This window comes from Phyllobacterium sp. 1468, from assembly GCF_031455525.1.
Classification (GTDB): Bacteria; Pseudomonadota; Alphaproteobacteria; order Rhizobiales; family Rhizobiaceae; genus Phyllobacterium.
The window spans coordinates 19473-38801 of sequence record NZ_JAVDSX010000003.1 but is presented as its reverse complement, the minus strand read 5'-3'; the positions used below and the strand labels follow the sequence as shown (position 1 = coordinate 38801).

Here is a 19329-nt window from a genome sequence, read left to right as displayed (position 1 = left end):
GACCTAGGTTGGGGTCTGCTTTGCTTTCAGCTCGAGCCTACGGCGATGCAAGACCGGTTCCGTATAGCCATTGGGCTGTTCGCGACCGTTGAAAACGAGGTCGCATGCTGCTTGAAAGGCAATTGAACCATCGAAATCAGCGGCCATTGGGCGATAAAGGGGATCGCCAGCGTTCTGCTTGTCGACGACCGCTGCCATGCGTTTGAGCGTCTCAAGCACTTGCGCCTCACTGGCCACACCATGATGCAGCCAATTGGCGATATGCTGCGCGGAGATACGAAGCGTTGCGCGGTCTTCCATCAAGCCCACATTGTTGATATCCGGTACCTTGGAACAGCCGACGCCTTGGTCGACCCAACGCACGACATAACCAAGTATCCCTTGAGCATTGTTATCGAGTTCGCGCTGAATATCCTCCGGCGTCCAATTGGGCCGGGATACGACGGGTACGGATAGAATATCGCTGAGCTTGGCGCGCCCACGCTTTTTCAAACTGGCTTGGACGTCAGCGACATTGACCCTGTGGTAGTGGGTGGCATGCAGTGTCGCCGCTGTCGGGGATGGTACCCAGGCGGTATTGGCACCGGCTTTCGGATGCGCGATCTTTTGCTCGAGCATCGCTGCCATCTGGTCGGGCATGGCCCACATGCCCTTGCCGATCTGCGCATGACCTGAAAGTCCGCACTCGAGACCGACATCGACGTTCCAGTCCTCATAGGCGCCGATCCAGGCGGCCTGTTTCATGTCGCCCTTGCGGATCATGGGACCGGCTTCCATTGACGTGTGAATTTCATCGCCCGTACGGTCGAGGAAGCCGGTGTTGATAAAGACGACGCGTTCCTTTGCAGCACGTATGCATTCCTTCAAGTTCACCGTGGTGCGTCGTTCCTCATCCATGATTCCCATCTTTATGGTGTTCGGCTCCATACCCAGCAGCGTCTCAACCCTTCCAAACAGCTCAGAAGCGAATGCTACCTCTTCCGGACCGTGCATTTTTGGCTTGACCACATACATGGATCCGGTGCGGGAATTCATGTGGCGGCCGCCTGGTCCTATGTCGTGGAGCGCCGCCAACGCTGTCATCGCTGCATCCATAATGCCTTCGGGAACCTCATTACCCTCGCTGTCGAGGATAGCAGGATTAGTCATCAGATGGCCGACATTGCGCACAAGCATGAGCGAACGTCCAGGATGCACAAAAGGCGAGCCATCGGGCGATTTCAGCCGCACATCGTCATTGAGTTCTCGGGTGACGGTCTTACCACCCTTTTCAAACTCCTCTTTCAGATCGCCCTTCATCAGGCCGAGCCAATTGCGATAGACCGCCACCTTGTCTTCCGCATCCACTGCCGCAACGGAATCCTCGCAGTCCTGAATGGTCGTCAATGCCGATTCGAGCACGACATCGGCTATATGAGCGGGGTCTGACCTTCCGACAGGATGGTTCGCATCAAAAACAACATCGATATGCAGGCCGTTGTTGACGAACATAAGTTCATGGAGCCGTTCTGCATCGAAGCCATAAGCCACGAACTGCGCCGCATTGCGCAGCGACGTTTCGCCGGAGAACGTGCGGATGGACAGCTTTCCATCATCAACGGCAAAACCGGTCACATCGGTCCAGGAACCTGTGGCGAGCGGCACTGCCGCATCGAGAAACGCCTTGGCCCAGGCAATCACTTTCGATCCTCGAACCGGATTGAACGCCTTGGTTTTTTCAGCCCCGCCTTCATCCGGAATGGCGTCCGTGCCATACAATGCATCATAGAGCGAGCCCCAGCGCGCATTGGCGGCGTTGAGCGCGTAGCGAGCATTCATAACCGGAACGACCAGCTGCGGGCCGGCGACAACAGCAATTTCAGGATCGACATTGCTGGTTGAAACGGCGAATGCTGCGCCTTCTGGCAGCAGATAGCCAATCCCCCGCAGGAAGGTCTCGTATTCTTCTTGGCTGTAGCCGCTGTCGCGCTTGCTTGTGTAGAAATCGTCCAGCTTTTGCTGAAATGCATCGCGTTTTTGCAGGAGTGCACGGTTCTTCGGAGCCAAATCTTCTACAATTTGTGCAAAGCCAGACCAGAATTGCACGGCATCGATACCGGTACCGGGGATAGCTTCGTTGGCTACGAAGTCGCGGAGTTCCTTCGCCACCTTCAAGCCATTGATCTCGATGCGTTCAGCCATAATTCATTCCTTAGATTTCGTAGGCCTACCCTTGAACACGCAGAAGCATCGTCAGTCAATTCTTCAATAGCAGCAGAAGTCGAGCCCAATTGGAAAGAATGTTTCAATGCGCAATGCGCGGTCTGCCGGAAGCCGTTGCTATTACCACCGCTTCGATGAACTTGCGCTGATCCTCTACTGTGGCGGCACTGATGTCGCGTGTGATGCTGATCTGTGCTTCATCGGTGCCAGCTTCCAAAGCCAACTGCCCGACCTGATATTCCAGCGTTGTTTCGGCGAAGGTCATCGATTCTTCCTCAATCTGGAAGTCCCTGACGACCTCACCGGCCATGACGCGGAAGATCCCCTCCGTAGGCTGGCTGATATGGGCCTCAACCGATACACGAACTTGACCAACCACAGCACCCAAAGCGTTGGCGACGTCTGTATCGACAGGGACTATGCACTCTGTACCCAGCATGTCACCCACGGCCGGATAGTAGACCGGTGCAGATGCGCCTAGTCCGATCAATGGCCGGTCTATATCCAGCTTTGCTCCGGCAATCCCGCTCTCGCCCGAAAGGGCACGCTGAACCAATGGGCTAGCCACTGTTTCCGGCCCTTCTAGGCCATCCTCGGCAAAAACCGTTTCGAGAACCACTTCGGAGGACCGCCGGATCAGGGCGTCATGGGTACGGTGGCAGACTTCCTCGGGTGTATCGCAGAGTGGACGACCGGCGCCATCCTTTCGCCGCGCATAGAGTATGGCGCCGTAACGTGCCGCCTCCGCATTCCAATTATCTTGCAACCCAAGAACGTGGCAAGCATCCGAGGGCGTGAAACCCGACAGATGAACCAAACCCCGCGCCACAAGGCGGTTGACGGTGGTTGCCTGTGATATGGAACTCAACAGCCTGTCCAGCGGCTGCGGTTCGGACGTGATGCGTCCATATAGTTCTGCTTCATTTTTGGTCAAACCGGATGCCATTTGCACCGGAACACCCGTAAGAAGCGCAAAACGCCCATCCAATCGGCCGGCAGTGGCCGCCTTTGCTTGCCGCGTCAGATGATCGATGACCAACGAGCCGTGATTGGCAGCGAGCAGCGACAAGGGCACGAGCCGTCTCGGGCCAAGCTTGATGCCTGGAACCATAGCATTGTCGTCGAGAGAGACTTCCGAATCTCCTCCGAGACCAAACGTATGCATGGCGACCGCCTCAACCATCGTACGGAAACCACCTACCGTGGCGCCATTGGGATCGAGCCGAGGCCTACCCTTGTCGAGAACAGCGACGTCCGTGGTCGTGCCGCCGATGTCCGAGACAATCGCATTATCCAGCCCCGTCATGTACCGCGCACCGACAAGACTAGCCGCGGGTCCCGAAAGAATGGTCTCAATCGGACGATGCCGGGCAAAAGCAGCAGAGACAAGGGCGCCGTCGCCGCGCACCACCATGAGCGGGGCGTGGATACCACTTTCATCGAGAAAGCTTTCCGTTGCAGCCACCAGCCGGTCGATCATGGCGATGAGGCGGGCATTGAGAACAGTAGTCAAAGCACGCCGGGGGCCGTTCAATTTGGCCGAAAGTTCATGGCTGCAGGTGACGGGTAACCCGGTTTCTCCTCGCACGAGATCGCGAACTGCGATTTCGTGTTCAGAATTACGCACGGCAAAATAGGCGCAGACGGCAAAACCAGTTACCTCTCGCATCAACTGGGGCAGGGCCTGGCTCAAGGCACTCGTGTCGAATGGCTGTGCCCGGCCATAGACATCGTGTCCACCAGGGATGAAAACGACGGGATCTGATCCGAGAGCCGTGCCAAGATCAGCCTTTTCCAGATCGACTTTGGAGAATCCGACCATGATAAGCGCGATGCGGCCGCCCTGCCCCTCTACAAGTGCATTGGTGGCCAGCGTTGTCGACATGGAAACAAGCCGTATGTCGGCAGGAGCGATCGATGTCTCAGACATGATGCGCTTTACAGCGCCGGAAATGCCCACGCTCAAATCATGCCGGGTTGTTAAAGACTTGGCTTTGGCAATGACGCCGCGTTGATCGGACCAAAGCACCGCGTCGGTGTAGGTACCGCCGGTATCCAACCCGAGGAAGATAGCACTTTCAGTTGTGGATTCACTCATGATGCCCCGCACTATTTGAGGCAGGGTTATCGCATGAATGGTCGCAGAGCTAGCGCCATTCCGACCATTGTCTGCCGCAACCTTGTAAGACATGTGGTCGTGGCCCGCCCGGAACCAATCAAAACATTTGGCGTTTCGCAAGGTCAGGGGAATCGCGATGTCATCACAATCAGCAACGACGCAGGCGGGATCGAAGAAAGTGATCTACGCTGCGATCATTGGCAATCTGCTTATTGCCGCAACCAAATTTATCGCAGCCTTTTTCACCGGGAGTTCGGCAATGCTTTCTGAAGGCGTCCATTCGCTGGTGGACACCGGCAATGGAGGGCTGCTGCTTTACGGTCTTCGCCGCGCTGCGAGGCCCGCAGACAAGACTCATCCGCTGGGTCATGGACGCGAACTCTATTTCTGGAGTTTTATCGTTGCGTTGCTTGTTTTTGCGGTCGGTGCCGGTGTGTCGTTCTACGAAGGGATCATCCATATCCTGGATCCTGAACCTGTCGCCAACCCGATTGTAAACTACGTTGTGCTTGGCTTTGCAACTGTCTTCGAGGGAGCATCGTGGTTAGTCGCCCTGAAGGAATTTCGAGCGGTCAAGGGCAACCTCGGTTATGTCCGGGCCGTACGGCAGAGCAAGGATCCCAGTGTCTTTACGGTACTGTTTGAGGATACCGCGGCATTGCTTGGGCTGCTCATCGCCTTCATCGGTATTTCCACTGCTCAAGTCTTCGCTATGCCGGAGCTCGACGGGGTCGCATCGATTGGCATTTCGTTTGTCCTTGCCGCGACAGCGATTTTCCTGGCGCGCGAAAGCAAAGGCCTTCTGATCGGCGAATCGGCGCTGCCCGAAACCGAACAGCAAATCCTGGACATCGCTAATAGTGATCCGGACGTTCAGAAAGCCAATGGTGTATTGACTGTGCACATGGGACCCAAACAAATCGTCGCCGGCCTCAGCGTCGAGTTCGAGGATCACGTCCAGGCACCGGAAATCGAAGCCTGCGTGGAACGTCTCGAAGCCGCGATGAAACATGCCAATCCCGATATTGCCACGCTATTCGTCAAACCGCAGACGACCGGTACCTGGAAAGCACGGCGTCAGAAGATCGAGGCGGCTTAGGGTCAAACCTGTCAATATGATTGAAATGGCGCCTGAAACGGCAAGAAGAGGCGAGGAGAAGCGTGAAGGGCGGGGTCCTTCTCCCGGCCGAACGGTTCGGCATTGCAGCCTGCAGCCGGATCAGTGTCCGAGGATATGGTCCATCAATCGTCGCCGTCAACCACCCGCAGGCGCAATTGACCCGTTGCCGAGGCAGCGGAACGCGTCGTTTCGGCATCCTTAAGAGGGTCGCCGACAGGCGCTTCGGCAAACTCCAACGCTTCAATCTTTTGACCGCGCTTGGCCACTTTGCTGGAAGAAACAAGAATATCGTCGATATCCTTGTTGGCCTGACCGAAATGCGTCTGCAAGCGGCGCACCCGGTCATCAAGCCGCGCCACGTCTTCCATGAGCCTTATGACCTCGCCCTGAATGAGATGCGCCTGTTCGCGCATACGCACATCCTTGAGGACGGCCTGAATAACCTGGATTGAAAGCATCAAAAGTGAAGGCGAGACAATCACGATGCGCGAGCGATGCGCCTTCTGGACGACGGGCTCAAAATTCTCGTGAATTTCCGCAAAAATCGATTCGGAAGGCACAAACAGAAACGCTGTATCCTGGGTCTCGCCGTTGATCAAATATTTCTCCGCCACATCGCGAATGTGAATCTCGACGTCCCGGCGGAACTGGGCGGCCGCAAGCTTTCTGGTTTCCGGTGTTTCCGACTCGCGGATAGCATTCCATGCCTCCAGTGGAAACTTCGCGTCGATCACGAGATTCGGAGCGCCATTCGGCATCCGCACAACACAATCCGGCCTGCTGCCGTTGGAGAGCGTTGCCTGGAACTCATACGCCCCCTGTGGCAGGCCATCAGCGATGATCGCTTCCATCCGGGCTTGGCCGAAGGCCCCGCGCGTCTGCTTGTTGGCAAGGATTGCCTGTAGTTGCACAACCTGGCCGGCGAGAGCCTGGATGTTGTTTTGCGCAGTATCGATGACCGCCAGCCGTTCCTGCAATTTTGTCAAATTTTCGTGTGTGGACTGCGTCTGTTCCGTCATGGTCTGGCCGATGCGGCTGGTCATTCCATCGAGCCGTTCGCGGATCGATTGATTAAGTTCAGCCTGCCTCGATCCGAACAGTTCGGCCATTGTCTGCATCCGGCCTTGCATCTCCGACTGGCTTTTCAGAATTTCGCCCATACGGGCTTCCGCATCGCGCGCCCGGTCTTCCGCCTGGATCTCTGCGACCATGCGCATCCGGGTCGAGCGTAACGCTGCAGTGACAGCGAAGATTACTATCAGCGCTGTTGCGACACCCGCTATCAGCAGGGCCATACCGAGCGACACAGAGCTCGAGGCAAGTTGAAACAAAGTCTGATCCAGAGAAATTGACGTTTCCATAATGTGCAGACTAACCGATTCGGACGGCAAATGTGAGATCAAAACGAGAACATTTTTATAAACGACTTTCAGGCCGGATTGACGGTTGAAAGCCGAGATATTAGGTGATGCTCATGTCTATAAAACCACTTGTCATTCTTCCCGATCCATTGCTGCGCCAGGTATCAACGCCTGTGGAGCGCTTCGACGCCGATTTGCGCAAGTTTTCGGCCGATATGCTGGACACCATGTATGACGCGCCCGGTATTGGGCTGGCGGCCATTCAAGTCGGTGAGCCGCTACGTATGCTGGTCATCGATCTTGCCAAGGAAGACGAGCCGAAAGCCCCTCAGATATTCATCAATCCTCAAATATTGTCGTCGAGCGAGGAACGAAATGTCTATGAGGAAGGCTGTCTCTCCATTCCTGACTACTACGCAGAGGTCGAGCGACCGGCCCAGGTTCGCATTTCGTATGCCGATATCGATGGCAAACAGCACGAGGTTGCCGCGGAAGGGCTCCTCGCAACTTGCCTGCAACACGAGATCGACCATCTGAACGGTGTTCTGTTCATCGACCATATTTCGCGATTGAAGCGTGAGATGGTGGTGAAGAAATTCAAGAAGCTTGCCAAGGACCGCCCGCCAAGCCGGTTGGCGGTGTGAGCCGATGAGTCTGCGTATTGTCTTTATGGGAACACCCGAATTTTCGGTACCCATCCTCAATGCCTTGATTGGCCAGGGGCATGAGATTGTCGCTGTTTACAGTCAGCCGCCACGGCCTGCAGGACGGCGTGGGCTGGAGCTGACCCCCTCGGCGGTGCAGCGAAATGCCGAACAGTTTGGCATCGAAGTGCGCACACCAAAAAGCTTGAAGTCCGAGGAAGAGCAGCAGGCGTTTCGGGACCTTGAGGCCGACGTTGCTGTGGTCGTGGCTTACGGGCTTATCCTGCCTGCTGCAATTCTCGAGGGCACGCGGCTCGGTTGCTACAATGGACACGCCTCGCTGCTGCCGCGTTGGCGCGGAGCTGCCCCCATTCAGCGTGCGATCATGGCCGGTGATGAGGAAACCGGGATCATGATCATGAAAATGGACGAGGGACTCGACACTGGCCCTGTCGCCATGGCCGAAAAGGTGAAGATCACGGCCGATATGACTGCCGGCGAATTGCACGACCAGCTTAGTATGGCTGGCGCCGATCTGATGGTCCGCGCCATGGCGGCACTGGAGCGCGACAGTCTTACGCTCACGCCGCAGTCCGAAGACGGCGTCTCGTATGCCTCCAAGATCACCAAGGCGGAAACGCGCATCGACTGGACGCAAGCCGCCATTGATGTTCATAACCGCATACGCGGCCTTGCCCCGTTTCCGGGCGCGTGGTGCGAGATGGAAATCGGCGAGGAGCTTGAACGGGTAAAACTGCTGCGCTCGATCCTGGCCACCGGGGTAGGTGATCCTGGAACGGTACTTGGCGACGATCTGCGCATTGCTTGCGGCGAAGGCGCGATTCGCTTGCGCTCCTTGCAGCGCGCGGGCGGCAAAGTCATGGACAGCCTCGAGTTCCAACGAGGCGCCAAGATCGCACAGGGAACGCGCCTGCCATGAATGGCAAGACCTAGAGCCTTTCATGCCTGGATGGAAGCGTTCTGCCGGAGGGAATTTGGTTCAAGGTCGAGGGATTGGGCGAGGGCGATGTTTATCCATCGGACGAAGCCGAAGCCCGAAGGAATTGGGCCAAATTCACCCGGCCCACTGGTCGAACCGCATTTCGTTCAAAATGCGGATAATTCGACCAGCGGGTTTGAAAGCTTGTTGGTTTGCAAAGCAAACCAATGGCTGGGTTTCCGGCTGGCGGACACCCACTTTGTCAGGCGGCGTCGGACGATGGAAAGACATCGGCCTCGCCACCTTCCGCGTCGGGAAACAGAACTGTTTCCATCCAAGCATGAAAGGCTCTAAGTGCCTCGTTACAAGCTCACCATTGAATATGACGGCACGCCGTATGCCGGCTGGCAGCGGCAAGAGAACGGTCACACGGTTCAGGCTGCCATCGAACAGGCGATCTTCAAATTCTGTGGCGAAACGGTTGCGCTTGGTGCCGCTGGCCGCACGGACTCCGGTGTGCATGCGACCGCACAGGTCGCGCATGTTGATCTGACGAAAGACTGGGCCAGTTCCAAGGTGCGCGAAGCGTTGAACGCCCATCTCGTCATCGCAGGGGAAACCGTCGGTATCATCAATGTCGAACTCGTCGGGCAAAATTTCGACGCGCGGTTTTCGGCGACGGGCCGGCACTATCTTTACCGCATCGTCAACCGCAGGCCACCCGCTCCGCTCGAGGCGCACCGCGCGTGGTGGGTGAAGAAACCGCTTGACGAAATGGCCATGCACGAGGCCGCACAACGCCTTATCGGCACGCATGATTTCACCACGTTTCGCGCAACCCAATGCCAATCAAAGAGCCCGGTGAAGACGCTCGATCATTTGAGTGTGAAACGCAGCGGTGAAATCGTCGAGATCAGGGCATCCGCGCGGTCATTCCTGCACAACCAGATCCGCTCTTTCGTCGGAACGCTCAATGAGGTGGGATGCGGGCGCTGGGGTGCAGATGATGTCACCGCTGCGCTTGCCGCCCGCGATCGCCAGGCCTGCGGGCCCGTGGCACCACCGTACGGTCTTTATCTTGTCGCCGTGGACTATCCCATCATTACCGGTTCGGGCAGAGAAATCCCCAGCACGTTCTGAAGCAGGATCATCAGGAATAGCGATCCGACAATCATGACCAGGAAAAACGTGGCCGTATAGGCATGGGATTTTTTCAGCGCGACATGCGTCAAGCGATAGGTCAGGTACATTACGCCTCCATAGAGGACAAGGCCAAAACCTGTGGCCAAAGCGGGCCAGCCGGGCAGGAGTAACCGTGCCAGCGTCGCTGGGACCATGAGCCAGGCTCCGATCGCGGTTCCCCAATTGCTTGCTACGACATAGGGACTGAAACGCTTGTTAAGACCAAGCCGCTTGGCACTGAGGGCGAGAACCACCAGCGGTACCACCCACGATGCAAGATCGACGAACGCCACCCGGCCCATGATGGAAAAGCGGTTACCCGTTTCCGGCTGCAATGAGATCATGTCGTTGGCGAAAATAATCCAGCCAAGGATAAGCGGCGGCAAGGAAATCGTGATCGCATGGAAAGACTGCCAGAAGCCATCTTCGGAGAAATCGAGTTGGTCAAGCCCGTCGGCATGACCATTCATCATCCGCCACGCGCCCCACAGATATTGCTGAATCTCGTCAAAATCCGGCATTTCACTTGTAGTCATGCAAAAAAATCCGCGATGAACCGTTCGTAGATTTGCGTCAGTGTCTCAAGATCGGCAATCGCCACCCGTTCGTCAACCATATGCATAGTCTTTCCGACAAGTCCGAATTCGACGACGGGGCAATAATCCTTGATGAAACGAGCGTCCGAAGTGCCTCCGGAAGTTGATAGTTGCGGGCGTTTTCCTGTTATCGCTTCGACGGCCGAGGTCAAGGTTCCGATCAGCTTTTCATCGTGTGTTAGAAAAACATGACTTACACGGTCACGCCAGGTCAGCTCGTAGTTCACCGGCGCCTTTTTGTTGGGGCGCAGCTTGCGACGGCCGGAAGCCTTATCGAGACGGTTGTGGATCTCGGCCATCAGTGTCTCATCGGTCCAGGTGTCGTTGAAACGAATATTGAACGTTGCGGTGGCCTTTGCCGGGATCACATTTACCGCAGTGTTGCCGACGTCAATCGAGGTGATTTCGAGATTGGTGGCCTGGAAGTCTTTCGTTCCCTTGTCGAAAGCGGGATAAAGCATGCTCTCGACCAGCGTCGCCAGCCCGCGTACAGGGTTGTCCGCCAGGTGCGGATAGGCAACGTGGCCTTGCACGCCGTTGACGGCGATCGTGCCCGACAACGAGCCACGACGTCCGATTTTCATCATGTCACCCAGCTTGTCAGGGTTGGTCGGCTCGCCAACAATTGCAGCATCCCAGCTCTCGCCTTTTGCCTTCGCCCACTCCAACAGCTTTCCTGTTCCGTTGATGGAGGGCCCCTCTTCATCGCCGGTAATCACAAAGGATATCGAACCGTTTAGGCCCCCGTGCTTCTCCAGATGACGCCCTACAGCAGCGACAAAGCAGGCAATGCCACCCTTCATATCGACGGCGCCGCGTCCATACATTTCGCCATTGTGGATCGATGCCGAGAATGGCGGGTAAGTCCAGGCTGCTTCGTCGCCGACGGGTACGACATCGGTGTGGCCCGCGAACATAAGGTGAGGTCCATTGCCGGAGCGCCGCGCATATAGATTTTCGACGTCCGGTGTATCGTCCTCACGGAACGTTGGTCTTTCCACGGAAAAGCCCAACGGCGTCAACATAGCTTGAAGCACCGTCAATGCCCCCCCTTCCGCAGGCGTTATCGACGGACATGCAATGAGTTCGGCAAGGTTCTGGACGGGGTCGATCGAGGATTTCATGGTCAAAGCGATAATGGAAAAGCACGATCCTGTCACGCACTGGATGGGGGTTCCTCCGTCTGATTTAGTGACACCGGCGACTCAACCAAGGACCAGCACCATGATCGGAATTAATAGCCGGATCGTCATAGCCGGCGCCGGGTCGATCGGATGCTACGTGGGCGGGCGTCTCGCTTCGGCTGGCAAGGCAGTGACCCTGTTGGTTCGGCCTCGGATGATTGAGGGCCTCCAGCAAAATGGTCTAAGAATTACTGACCCGGATGGATCGGAAAAACTGGTAGAGCCCGGGCAATTTTTCCTGACAAGCGACCCTGAGATTGCGTTCCGACAAGCCGACATTATTCTCGTCACCGTCAAGAGCGGCGCTACCGAAGAGATGGCCAAGTCGATACGGGAAAATGCGTCATCCGATATCGTTGTGGTCAGCCTGCAGAACGGTGTCGGCAATGCTGAAACTCTCCGCCAGCACCTGCATCCTGAAGCGACTGTCATCTCCGGAATGGTCCCATTCAATGTCGTGCAGTCTGAGCCTAGCGTCACCCCGCTTAGTGTAAGGCGGACAATGCCGGGAACCATTCTCATCGACAATACCCTCGACGGTTTGGCAGATGTTCTTTCCGTCCCGGGGCTCTCCGTTCAGGCGCATCCGGATATGCTGGGTATCCTTTGGGGCAAACTGCTGACAAATCTCAACAATGCTCTCAACGCCCTTTCAAACCTGCCGCTCGTGGAACAGTTGGCCGACCGAAGTTGGCGGCTGTTGGTGGCGGATCAGCTGAGCGAAGGCCTCAAAGTTGTGAGAGCGCACGGTATCACGCCGGCAAAAGTGCAGGGGGCACCGCCCGCCGTGCTTCCCTCGATTCTCCGATTGCCCAATTTGTTGTTTCGCATCGTCGCGGCGCGAATGTTAGCGATCAATCCGCACGCCCGCTCCTCCATGTGGGAAGATTTGTCACGAGGGCGCGCCACCGAGATCGACTATCTGCAGGGGGTTATCATTCGGATGGCCGACGAGAAAAATATCGCAGTGCCGCTCACCCGCAAGATCTCTGCCTGTGTGAAAAAGGTTGAGGGCAAGCCATTGCGAAGTCATTCCGTCGAAGACATTCGCGGGTGACCAACCAGAAGAACGCGCTCTATCAGCCCCCCTCTCCCGGTTGGGATCAATCGCGTAGCAGGTCGTTGATCGAGGTCTTGGAACGCGTCTTTTCATCGACGCGCTTGACGATCACGGCGCAGTAAAGGCTGGGACCCCAGTTTTCGCCCGGCACGTTATTGCCGGGCATTGAACCGGCCACGACCACCGAGTAGGGAGGGACTTCGCCATAGAGAATCTCACCCGTAGCGCGATCGACAATCTTGGTCGATTTTCCGATAAACACGCCCATACCAAGAACTGAACCTTCGCGAACGATGCAGCCCTCGACCACCTCGGAACGTGCTCCGATGAAGCAATCGTCTTCAATGATCGTGGGTCCGGCCTGCATGGGTTCGAGAACACCGCCAATGCCGACCCCGCCTGACAGGTGAACGCGCTTGCCTATTTGCGCGCACGAGCCAACCCCCGCCCAAGTGTCGACCATGGTCCCCTCATCGACGTAAGCGCCGAGATTGACGAAGGACGGCATCAGGATCACGCCCGGAGCGATATAGGCGGAGCGGCGGACAATCGCATTCGGAACGGTGCGAATACCAGATTTGGCAAATTCGGTCGCACCCCAGCCGTTAAACTTCGATGGGACCTTGTCCCACCAGGTCGACCCACCTGGACCGCCCTCGATAAGGCCCATCGGGTTAAGGCGGAACGATAGCAGGACCGCCCTTTTCAGCCATTGATTGACCTTCCAGTCGCCGTTCGCCTGCTTCTCCGCAACGCGAACTTCTCCACTATCGAGCAGCAAAAGAGAGGTCTCGACTGCTTCCCGTATTTCGCCGCGCGTTTCGGTGCTGATTGCATCGCGTTCTTCGAAGGCCTTGTCGATCGTCTTCTCGAGACTGGTCAGATCGGGCTTGGACATTTTCAGATCACTCCATTAAACGGGCGGCGGGTTATGGCTAATGACAAAGGCTACTATGTTAAGTCTGCGAGAGCGTCAATTCGCACCGCCACATTGTTGGAAGACGAATCGATTTTTATGTCTCTAAGCGCCATAAGTGTCCGCAGAAGGAGAAAAACAATTGAACACTGATGAAAAACACAGCTGGACACCATTCTCACATTCTTCCGAAGCAGTACGCCGCGTCGAGAGCGCGCCGGAAACGCCGCAGACCCAATCGCCGACCTATCGGCTGGCCTTTGCCGATCCGGATTTCATGACGAAGCGTGAACTTCGCGCCGTGCGTCTGCAGCTTGAATTGCTCAAGCCAGAGATGGCACTGGCCGAGCGCGGCATTCGATCCACCGTCGTGCTTTTCGGCGGGGCACGCATTCCGGAACCGGGCGGCGCTGCCTGGGCCGCAAAAAACGAAACCCAGAAGAAGAACCTCGAAGCCAATTCTCACTATTACGCCGAGGCACGCAAGTTCGCCCAGCTTTGCTCGACCTATTCTTCAACGACCTACAACCGCGAATTCGTTGTCGTTACCGGAGGCGGGCCCGGGGTGATGGAGGCCGGCAATCGTGGCGCCGCGGACGTCGGCGCGCCAACGATCGGGCTCAATATCGTGCTGCCGCACGAACAGGCACCTAACGCTTACGTGACGCCGGAACTTTGCTTCAACTTCCACTACTTTGCCATTCGCAAGATGCATTTCCTCATGCGTGCCAAGGCCATGGCGATCTTTCCTGGTGGCTTCGGGACGATGGACGAGACTTTCGAAGCCCTTACCCTCATTCAGACCGGACGTATGGAGCGCATTCCCTTTCTCCTCTTTGGCAAGCCATTTTGGGAAAAGGCAATCAACTTCGATTTCTTGGCGGAACAGGGTGTCATTTCGCCGTCCGATCGCGAGCTGATTACATTCGTCGATACGGCCGAGGAGGCTTGGGACGTAGTCAAAACGTTCTACGATCTTTCCTGATTCTCGTCATTGCCGCGTGGCGGATAGACCCAGGTCACCAATACGACGGAAATGATCATCAGCAGATACCAGGATCCTAGCTTTGCCAAGGACACCGGCGCCCATCCGTCAGCCTGCGCCGGATAGATCCAAGCCCTTGACCAGGTACCGATGTTTTCCGCAGCCCAGATAAACATGGCAACAAGAAAGAAAGCGACGAGCAATGGCATTTTGTGACGAAAGCGGAAGACACGATAATGCATCGTGCTGCGCCAAAACAGGGCGATTGTCGCAGCAAAAAGGCCAGCCCTGATGTCCGGTATGAAATGATGCGCAAAGAAGTTGGCATAGATGGCAATGGCGAGCAGAAACGTCAGCGGGAATGAGGGGTAGCGTTCAAGCCTGATGTCGAATATCCGATTGATACGCGCCATGTATGAACCGACGGCTGCATACATGAAACCCGAAAACAGCGGCACTCCACCGATTCTGAAAATATTCGCTTCCGGATAAATCCATGATCCCACATGGGTTTTGAATATCTCCATGATTGTTCCGACCACGTGGAAAATGAAAATGACCTTCGCTTCTTCCCAGGTCTCCAGTTTGAATGCCAACATGCATACTTGAATCGTGAGGGCTACAAAAAAGAGAAAGTCGTAGCGCGCTAGCCAGCTGCCATTGGGCCAGAACAACCTCGTCAGCATGATTGCAGCGAGCAGCGCACCACCGAAGAGACAAGCCCAGGCCTGTTTGATCCCAAAAACGGTAAACTCGACAAGTGCGCCAGAAAAACCGGACTGCGGCAATCGTTCGAGCACACGATGCGCCGCATCATCGATTATCGCTTCAACGGAGGTTAACCGCTTCAAGCAGGCACATTCAGCGCCGCCTGACCCGGCAGGATGGCGCTGAGGAATGAGGCAAGGTTGTCCGTAACATAGTCGACGTGATCGGTATGACCCGGATCGCGCTCCCATATTTCCGAGAAGGTCGGTTCGAAATTGTTTGGAACGATCAGCACCGTCGTCATCCCCAAGGCTTTCGGCACGATAAGGTTGCGCGCCAGATCCTCGAACATCACGCTGCTTGCCGCGTCGATCTTGTGCAGTGCTAAAAAGCGGTCATAGGTCTCTTGCGCAGGCTTCGGCAGTAATTCCGCCGCGACGATATCGAAAATGTCATCAAACTCGTCAAGAACGCCAAGCTGACGCGCAGCCCGCTCGGCATGTCCGCGATTACCGTTGGTGAAAATGAACTTGCGACCGGGCAGTTGCCGAATGGCGGTGGCCAATGAAGGGTCCGGCACCAGCCAGGAATAATCGATATCGTGGACTTTCTGTAAGAAGTCGTCCGGATCAATCTCGTAGCGGTCCATTAATCCTTTGAGCGTCGTGCCGTAATCCTTGTAGAACTGCTTCTGCATCTGCCGCGCATCGGTCCGGGACAGCTTCAGAAGATCCGCAACATAGTCCGTCATTTTCACATCGATCTGGGAAAACAGATTTGAATGATGTGGATACAGGGTATTGTCGAGATCAAAGACCCAATCGGTCACATGGGCAAAGTTCAAAGATTCTGGTTGATTTGTCATACGCGATTAAGGTTCCGCCGTTTTCTGATAGGCAAAAAGCAAATGCAGAAAATTCTGTTTCGCTCCCGAATCAATAGACGAAAAGAGTCTGAACTACGACCGTTTTTAAATTATTCGCTAACAACCGCTTCATTTGTTCCTCGTATTGGTTAAGAGCTGTCTCCGAGGTCCGATGTCCAGAATTCTCCTCAAATGTGCAATGGTCATGGTCGTTTCCGTCATGTGCTCCCTGCTGATTACCGGAGCAATCATGACGGCCAACGATATGCATGACGCAAGAGGTTACATGATCGCAACCATTTGCCCCCTGGTGATTTCTCCAGTCATTTCCTTCATCGTCTTTCGCCAGTCGGAAAAACTGCGTCTGACCTACGAAAAACTCAATCAGGTCATGCAGGAGCTTGAGATCACCAATGCGAAACTCGTCGAGAAATCATCGCACGATAGTATGACGGGCCTCCTCAATCGCGAAGCCTTCTTCAACCATATCGAGGATGTCCGTACGCGAAAGGCAAGTTCTCTCCTGATCATAGACGCGGATCATTTCAAAAAAATCAATGATGTTCATGGCCATTACAATGGCGATGGCGCGTTGATGGCTATCGCACAGAGTATCGCGGGCTGTCTTGGAAAAGAGGACAGTATCGGACGCATCGGCGGCGAGGAGTTCGCTGTCTTTCTCGCAACGGATGATGAGGACAAGGTCAAATCCGTCGCCGAAACCATTCGGGCAACGGTGAACCGCATCGAGTTCCGCACACCGGAAAACGAGCGCGTCTCGCTAAGTGTCAGCATCGGGGGCATTGTTGGGCTGGCAGATGGAGCGATCGCCGATCATTTTCAGATCGCCGATCGCAGGTTGTATGAGGCCAAACGCCATGGCCGCAACTGCGTGATCATCGAGTCAAACATGAAGAACGCCGCCTGAGATGCCATCGCAGCGGTTTGTTTTCAGCGGTCTTAGACCATCGACGGATCCAATGGATCAACATCTTTCCAGCGCGCAACCAGTTTTTCCATGTCGGCTTTCTCAAACGCATCTCTCAACGCGGCAAAGGATGGCAACACGAAATATGCCCGTTGGAACTTGTCGATTTCATACGCCGTACGCATCACCGTTTCCAGATCGAAAGGCACGTGATGGGCGTCCGGACTCGTCACAGCGAATTGCAGTTCACTGAACGACGACATAAGACCGGCACCAAACGCTTTGAGCGATGCGCCCCCCTCACGCATAAGACCAAATTCGGCAGTGTACCAGTAAAGCCGGCCTGCCAGCTGTTCGCCGCCCATGCGAGATGCGGCACCACCCTTCTCACCATAAAGCTGCATGAAATCCGCAAATACCGGTTGACTAAGAATGGGAACGTGACCGAAGAAATCATGAAACATGTCCGGCTCGACGATATAGTCGAGTTCCTTCTTGCTGCGCAGCCAGTTCGTCACCGGGAAGCGCCGGTTGGCAAGATGGTCGAAAAACGGCTCATTCGGGATGAGACCTGGTACGGCAACGATTTCCCAACCGGTAAGCTTATGAAGCCGCTCGCTCACCTCGTGAAAGTCCGGTATTCGGTCGAGAAGCCCTAAGGCATCCACACCGTCGAGATAGCTGTGATGCGCCAGCTTCTCCGTCAATTTTGTCTGGCGATCGCACAAAGTGCGCCAGACCTCTTGGTCTTCATCGGAATAGTCATATTTCTGTTCAACGGTGAAATCCGCCTGGCAAACCGCATAGTTACCGCGAAGTCCCTGTTCGGCACATTCCCGGGCATAAGCCTCAACGCTGATAGTCATCGTTTCCTCCTAGATTGCTTTCCAGAAGGATACGATGGGGAAATGAGGGGATTTGACTTAATCGGCGCCTCTGTGCATCGTTATGAGTGAATTAATAAACTGCAAGGAGGGTGTTGAGTGAATTCACCTCAATTCAGCGACTTCGAAATCAAGATGCTGCAGATTCTGCAAAGCAATGGGCGCGTTGCGATAACTGACCTTGCCCAATTGATCGGCTTGTCAGCCACACCCTGCACTCGCCGCTTCGAGCAACTGCAGGAAAGGGGGGTTATCAAAGGCTTTGCCGCGACCATCGACAGGCGATCGATAGGACTGATGGTAGAAGTTTTCATACAGGTGCGTCTCAACACCCATAGCGACGACTCTCCCGAGCGCTTTATCGCGGAGATTCAGCGTATGGACGAGGTTTCGGCTTGCTGGACCATGACCGGAGAACATGATTTTCTTCTTCACGTCATGGTGCCGACCGTGGACGATCTGAATGCTTTCGTCATGCACAGGCTGATGCGATTGAAGGGCGTACGAGACGTGCATACCCAGCTGGTGCTGCAGAATATCAAAGGGCCCGGGAAAATCCCGCTCGATCATCTCAAAAAGTGATCAGGGAACGAGCAGCGTTCCTGCTCCGCGTTCCGTGAAAAGTTCGAGCAGAACCGAATGAGGCGTTTTGCCGTTAAGGATGACCACGCCCTCAACACCGCGATTGATCGCATCGATACAGGTTTCGACCTTCGGGATCATACCGCCGGATATGGTGCCGTCCTTGATCAGAGCACGTGCCTGAGCGACGGAAAGTTCCTTGATAAGCTGCTTGTCCCTGTCGAGAACACCGGGAACATCCGTCAGGAATAAAAGGCGAGATGCCGCAAGTGCGCCGGCGATGGCGCCAGCGAACGTATCTGCGTTGATATTGTAAGTGTGGCCATCACGCCCGGGCGCAACAGGGGCTATGACGGGTATCATCTCGGAACGAGCGAGAAGATCGAGGAGCGTGCGGTCGACTTCTACCGGCTCGCCGACAAATCCGAGGTCGACGATCTTCTCGATGTTGGAATCGGGATCGATGATGGTTTTCTTGGCCTTTTCGGCAAAAACCATATTGCCATCCTTGCCGCACAGGCCGATTGCCCATTCGCCCTCGGCGTTGATCAAAGCGACGATTTCCTTGTTGATCGAGCCCGCCAGCACCATCTCCACGATTTCCAGCGTCTTCGCGTCGGTTACGCGCAGGCCGCCTTCGAACTTGGACTCAATACCCATGCGTGCCAGCATGGACGCGATCTGCGGTCCGCCACCGTGGACAACGATGGGATTTATACCGGACTGCTTGAGAAGTGCTATGTCCCGGGCAAACGCCTTGCCGAGAGCCGCGTCACCCATCGCATGGCCACCATACTTCACGACGACGGTCTTGTTTTCATAGCGCTGCATATAAGGCAGAGCAGCAGAAAGCAGACTCGCCTGAATTTCAGCAGTGTGGTCAGCGTCGGATGTGGAGGACATGCGCAAGCTCCAGCTTGGGAAGGACGGGGGTTCTTAACGCTAAAGACGGTTTCGGGCAAACACGATTTAAGCCATCGGCGGACGTTTTTTTCATCGGCCATTGACAGCGCAACCCCTCGGCAGATTTAAATTGAGCGCTAAGAGTTGGAA

18 protein-coding genes are annotated in these 19329 nt (G+C 55.6%); 8 read left to right on the top strand and 10 right to left on the bottom strand.

Annotated elements, in window-relative coordinates; all coding sequences use genetic code 11:
• Positions 1-3: 3 nt before the first annotated feature.
• Together J2X72_RS09355 and J2X72_RS09350 are read right to left on the bottom strand one after the other, a co-directional pair.
• Positions 4-2181, bottom strand: coding sequence for a malate synthase G (locus J2X72_RS09355; RefSeq protein WP_405044680.1), 2178 nt, complete (start codon positions 2179-2181; stop codon positions 4-6).
• Between the two features lie 103 nt (positions 2182-2284).
• Positions 2285-4300 (bottom strand): hydantoinase/oxoprolinase family protein, encoded by a 2016-nt coding sequence (locus J2X72_RS09350; RefSeq protein WP_310071158.1) that lies wholly within the window; start codon positions 4298-4300, stop codon positions 2285-2287.
• Between the two features lie 157 nt (positions 4301-4457).
• Here J2X72_RS09350 and J2X72_RS09345 point away from each other — a divergent pair, with 157 nt between their 5' ends.
• Positions 4458-5420 (top strand): cation diffusion facilitator family transporter, encoded by a 963-nt coding sequence (locus J2X72_RS09345; protein ID WP_310071155.1) that lies wholly within the window; start codon positions 4458-4460, stop codon positions 5418-5420.
• 143 nt (positions 5421-5563) lie between these two features.
• On the opposite strand, the gene J2X72_RS09340 is transcribed toward J2X72_RS09345, so the two are convergent.
• Complete coding sequence (locus J2X72_RS09340; protein ID WP_310071152.1) at positions 5564-6802, bottom strand: DNA recombination protein RmuC; 1239 nt, start codon at positions 6800-6802, stop codon at positions 5564-5566.
• A gap of 113 nt (positions 6803-6915) precedes the next feature.
• Here J2X72_RS09340 and def point away from each other — a divergent pair, with 113 nt between their 5' ends.
• The 3 genes from def (at position 6916) to truA (ending at position 9526) form a co-directional block, all read left to right on the top strand.
• Positions 6916-7446, top strand: coding sequence for a peptide deformylase (def, locus tag J2X72_RS09335; protein WP_209998223.1), 531 nt, complete (start codon positions 6916-6918; stop codon positions 7444-7446).
• A 10-nt stretch (positions 7447-7456) separates the two neighbouring features.
• Positions 7457-8386: a methionyl-tRNA formyltransferase gene (fmt, locus tag J2X72_RS09330; protein ID WP_209999766.1), complete on the top strand. Its 930-nt coding sequence runs from the start codon at positions 7457-7459 to the stop codon at positions 8384-8386.
• Between the two features lie 354 nt (positions 8387-8740).
• Positions 8741-9526, top strand: coding sequence for a tRNA pseudouridine(38-40) synthase TruA (gene truA / locus J2X72_RS09325; protein WP_310071146.1), 786 nt, complete (start codon positions 8741-8743; stop codon positions 9524-9526).
• On the opposite strand, the gene J2X72_RS09320 is transcribed toward truA, so the two are convergent.
• Positions 9478-10104, bottom strand: a complete 627-nt coding sequence (locus tag J2X72_RS09320; RefSeq protein WP_209998225.1) for a hypothetical protein — start codon at positions 10102-10104, stop codon at positions 9478-9480. The two genes, truA and J2X72_RS09320, sit on opposite strands and share 49 nt — an antisense overlap.
• Entirely contained in the window at positions 10101-11288 is a 1188-nt protein-coding gene (gene dapE, locus J2X72_RS09315; RefSeq protein ID WP_310071142.1) for a succinyl-diaminopimelate desuccinylase, read from the bottom strand. The genes J2X72_RS09320 and dapE overlap by 4 nt, the downstream gene beginning before the upstream one ends.
• 100 nt (positions 11289-11388) lie before the next feature.
• Between dapE and J2X72_RS09310 the strand changes: the two genes are divergently transcribed.
• Entirely contained in the window at positions 11389-12405 is a 1017-nt protein-coding gene (locus tag J2X72_RS09310) for a 2-dehydropantoate 2-reductase (protein WP_310071138.1), read from the top strand.
• A gap of 46 nt (positions 12406-12451) precedes the next feature.
• Here J2X72_RS09310 and dapD read toward each other — a convergent pair whose 3' ends face one another.
• Entirely contained in the window at positions 12452-13306 is an 855-nt protein-coding gene (gene dapD, locus J2X72_RS09305; RefSeq protein ID WP_310071134.1) for a 2,3,4,5-tetrahydropyridine-2,6-dicarboxylate N-succinyltransferase, read from the bottom strand.
• A 160-nt stretch (positions 13307-13466) separates the two neighbouring features.
• Between dapD and J2X72_RS09300 the strand changes: the two genes are divergently transcribed.
• Positions 13467-14309, top strand: coding sequence for an LOG family protein (locus J2X72_RS09300; RefSeq protein WP_209998231.1), 843 nt, complete (start codon positions 13467-13469; stop codon positions 14307-14309).
• Here the strand turns inward: J2X72_RS09300 and J2X72_RS09295 are convergent.
• Positions 14294-15160, bottom strand: coding sequence for a DUF817 domain-containing protein (locus tag J2X72_RS09295; protein ID WP_310071130.1), 867 nt, complete (start codon positions 15158-15160; stop codon positions 14294-14296). The genes J2X72_RS09300 and J2X72_RS09295 overlap by 16 nt on opposite strands.
• Positions 15157-15882, bottom strand: a complete 726-nt coding sequence (locus J2X72_RS09290; protein ID WP_209998233.1) for a pyrimidine 5'-nucleotidase — start codon at positions 15880-15882, stop codon at positions 15157-15159. Before J2X72_RS09290 ends, J2X72_RS09295 begins: the two co-directional genes overlap by 4 nt.
• Before the next feature lie 172 nt (positions 15883-16054).
• Between J2X72_RS09290 and J2X72_RS09285 the strand changes: the two genes are divergently transcribed.
• Entirely contained in the window at positions 16055-16810 is a 756-nt protein-coding gene (locus J2X72_RS09285) for a GGDEF domain-containing protein (RefSeq protein WP_310071126.1), read from the top strand.
• Between the two features lie 32 nt (positions 16811-16842).
• Here the strand turns inward: J2X72_RS09285 and phhA are convergent, their stop codons facing one another.
• A complete protein-coding gene (gene phhA, locus J2X72_RS09280) occupies positions 16843-17676 on the bottom strand; it encodes a phenylalanine 4-monooxygenase (RefSeq protein WP_310071125.1) in 834 nt (277 codons plus the stop codon).
• 117 nt (positions 17677-17793) lie between these two features.
• Here phhA and J2X72_RS09275 point away from each other — a divergent pair, with 117 nt between their 5' ends.
• Positions 17794-18276, top strand: a complete 483-nt coding sequence (locus J2X72_RS09275; RefSeq protein WP_310071122.1) for an Lrp/AsnC family transcriptional regulator — start codon at positions 17794-17796, stop codon at positions 18274-18276.
• Here the strand turns inward: J2X72_RS09275 and argB are convergent, their stop codons facing one another.
• On the bottom strand, positions 18277-19179 hold the full coding sequence (gene argB, locus J2X72_RS09270) for an acetylglutamate kinase (protein WP_209998236.1): 903 nt from the start codon (positions 19177-19179) through the stop codon (positions 18277-18279).
• Positions 19180-19329: the final 150 nt, after the last annotated feature.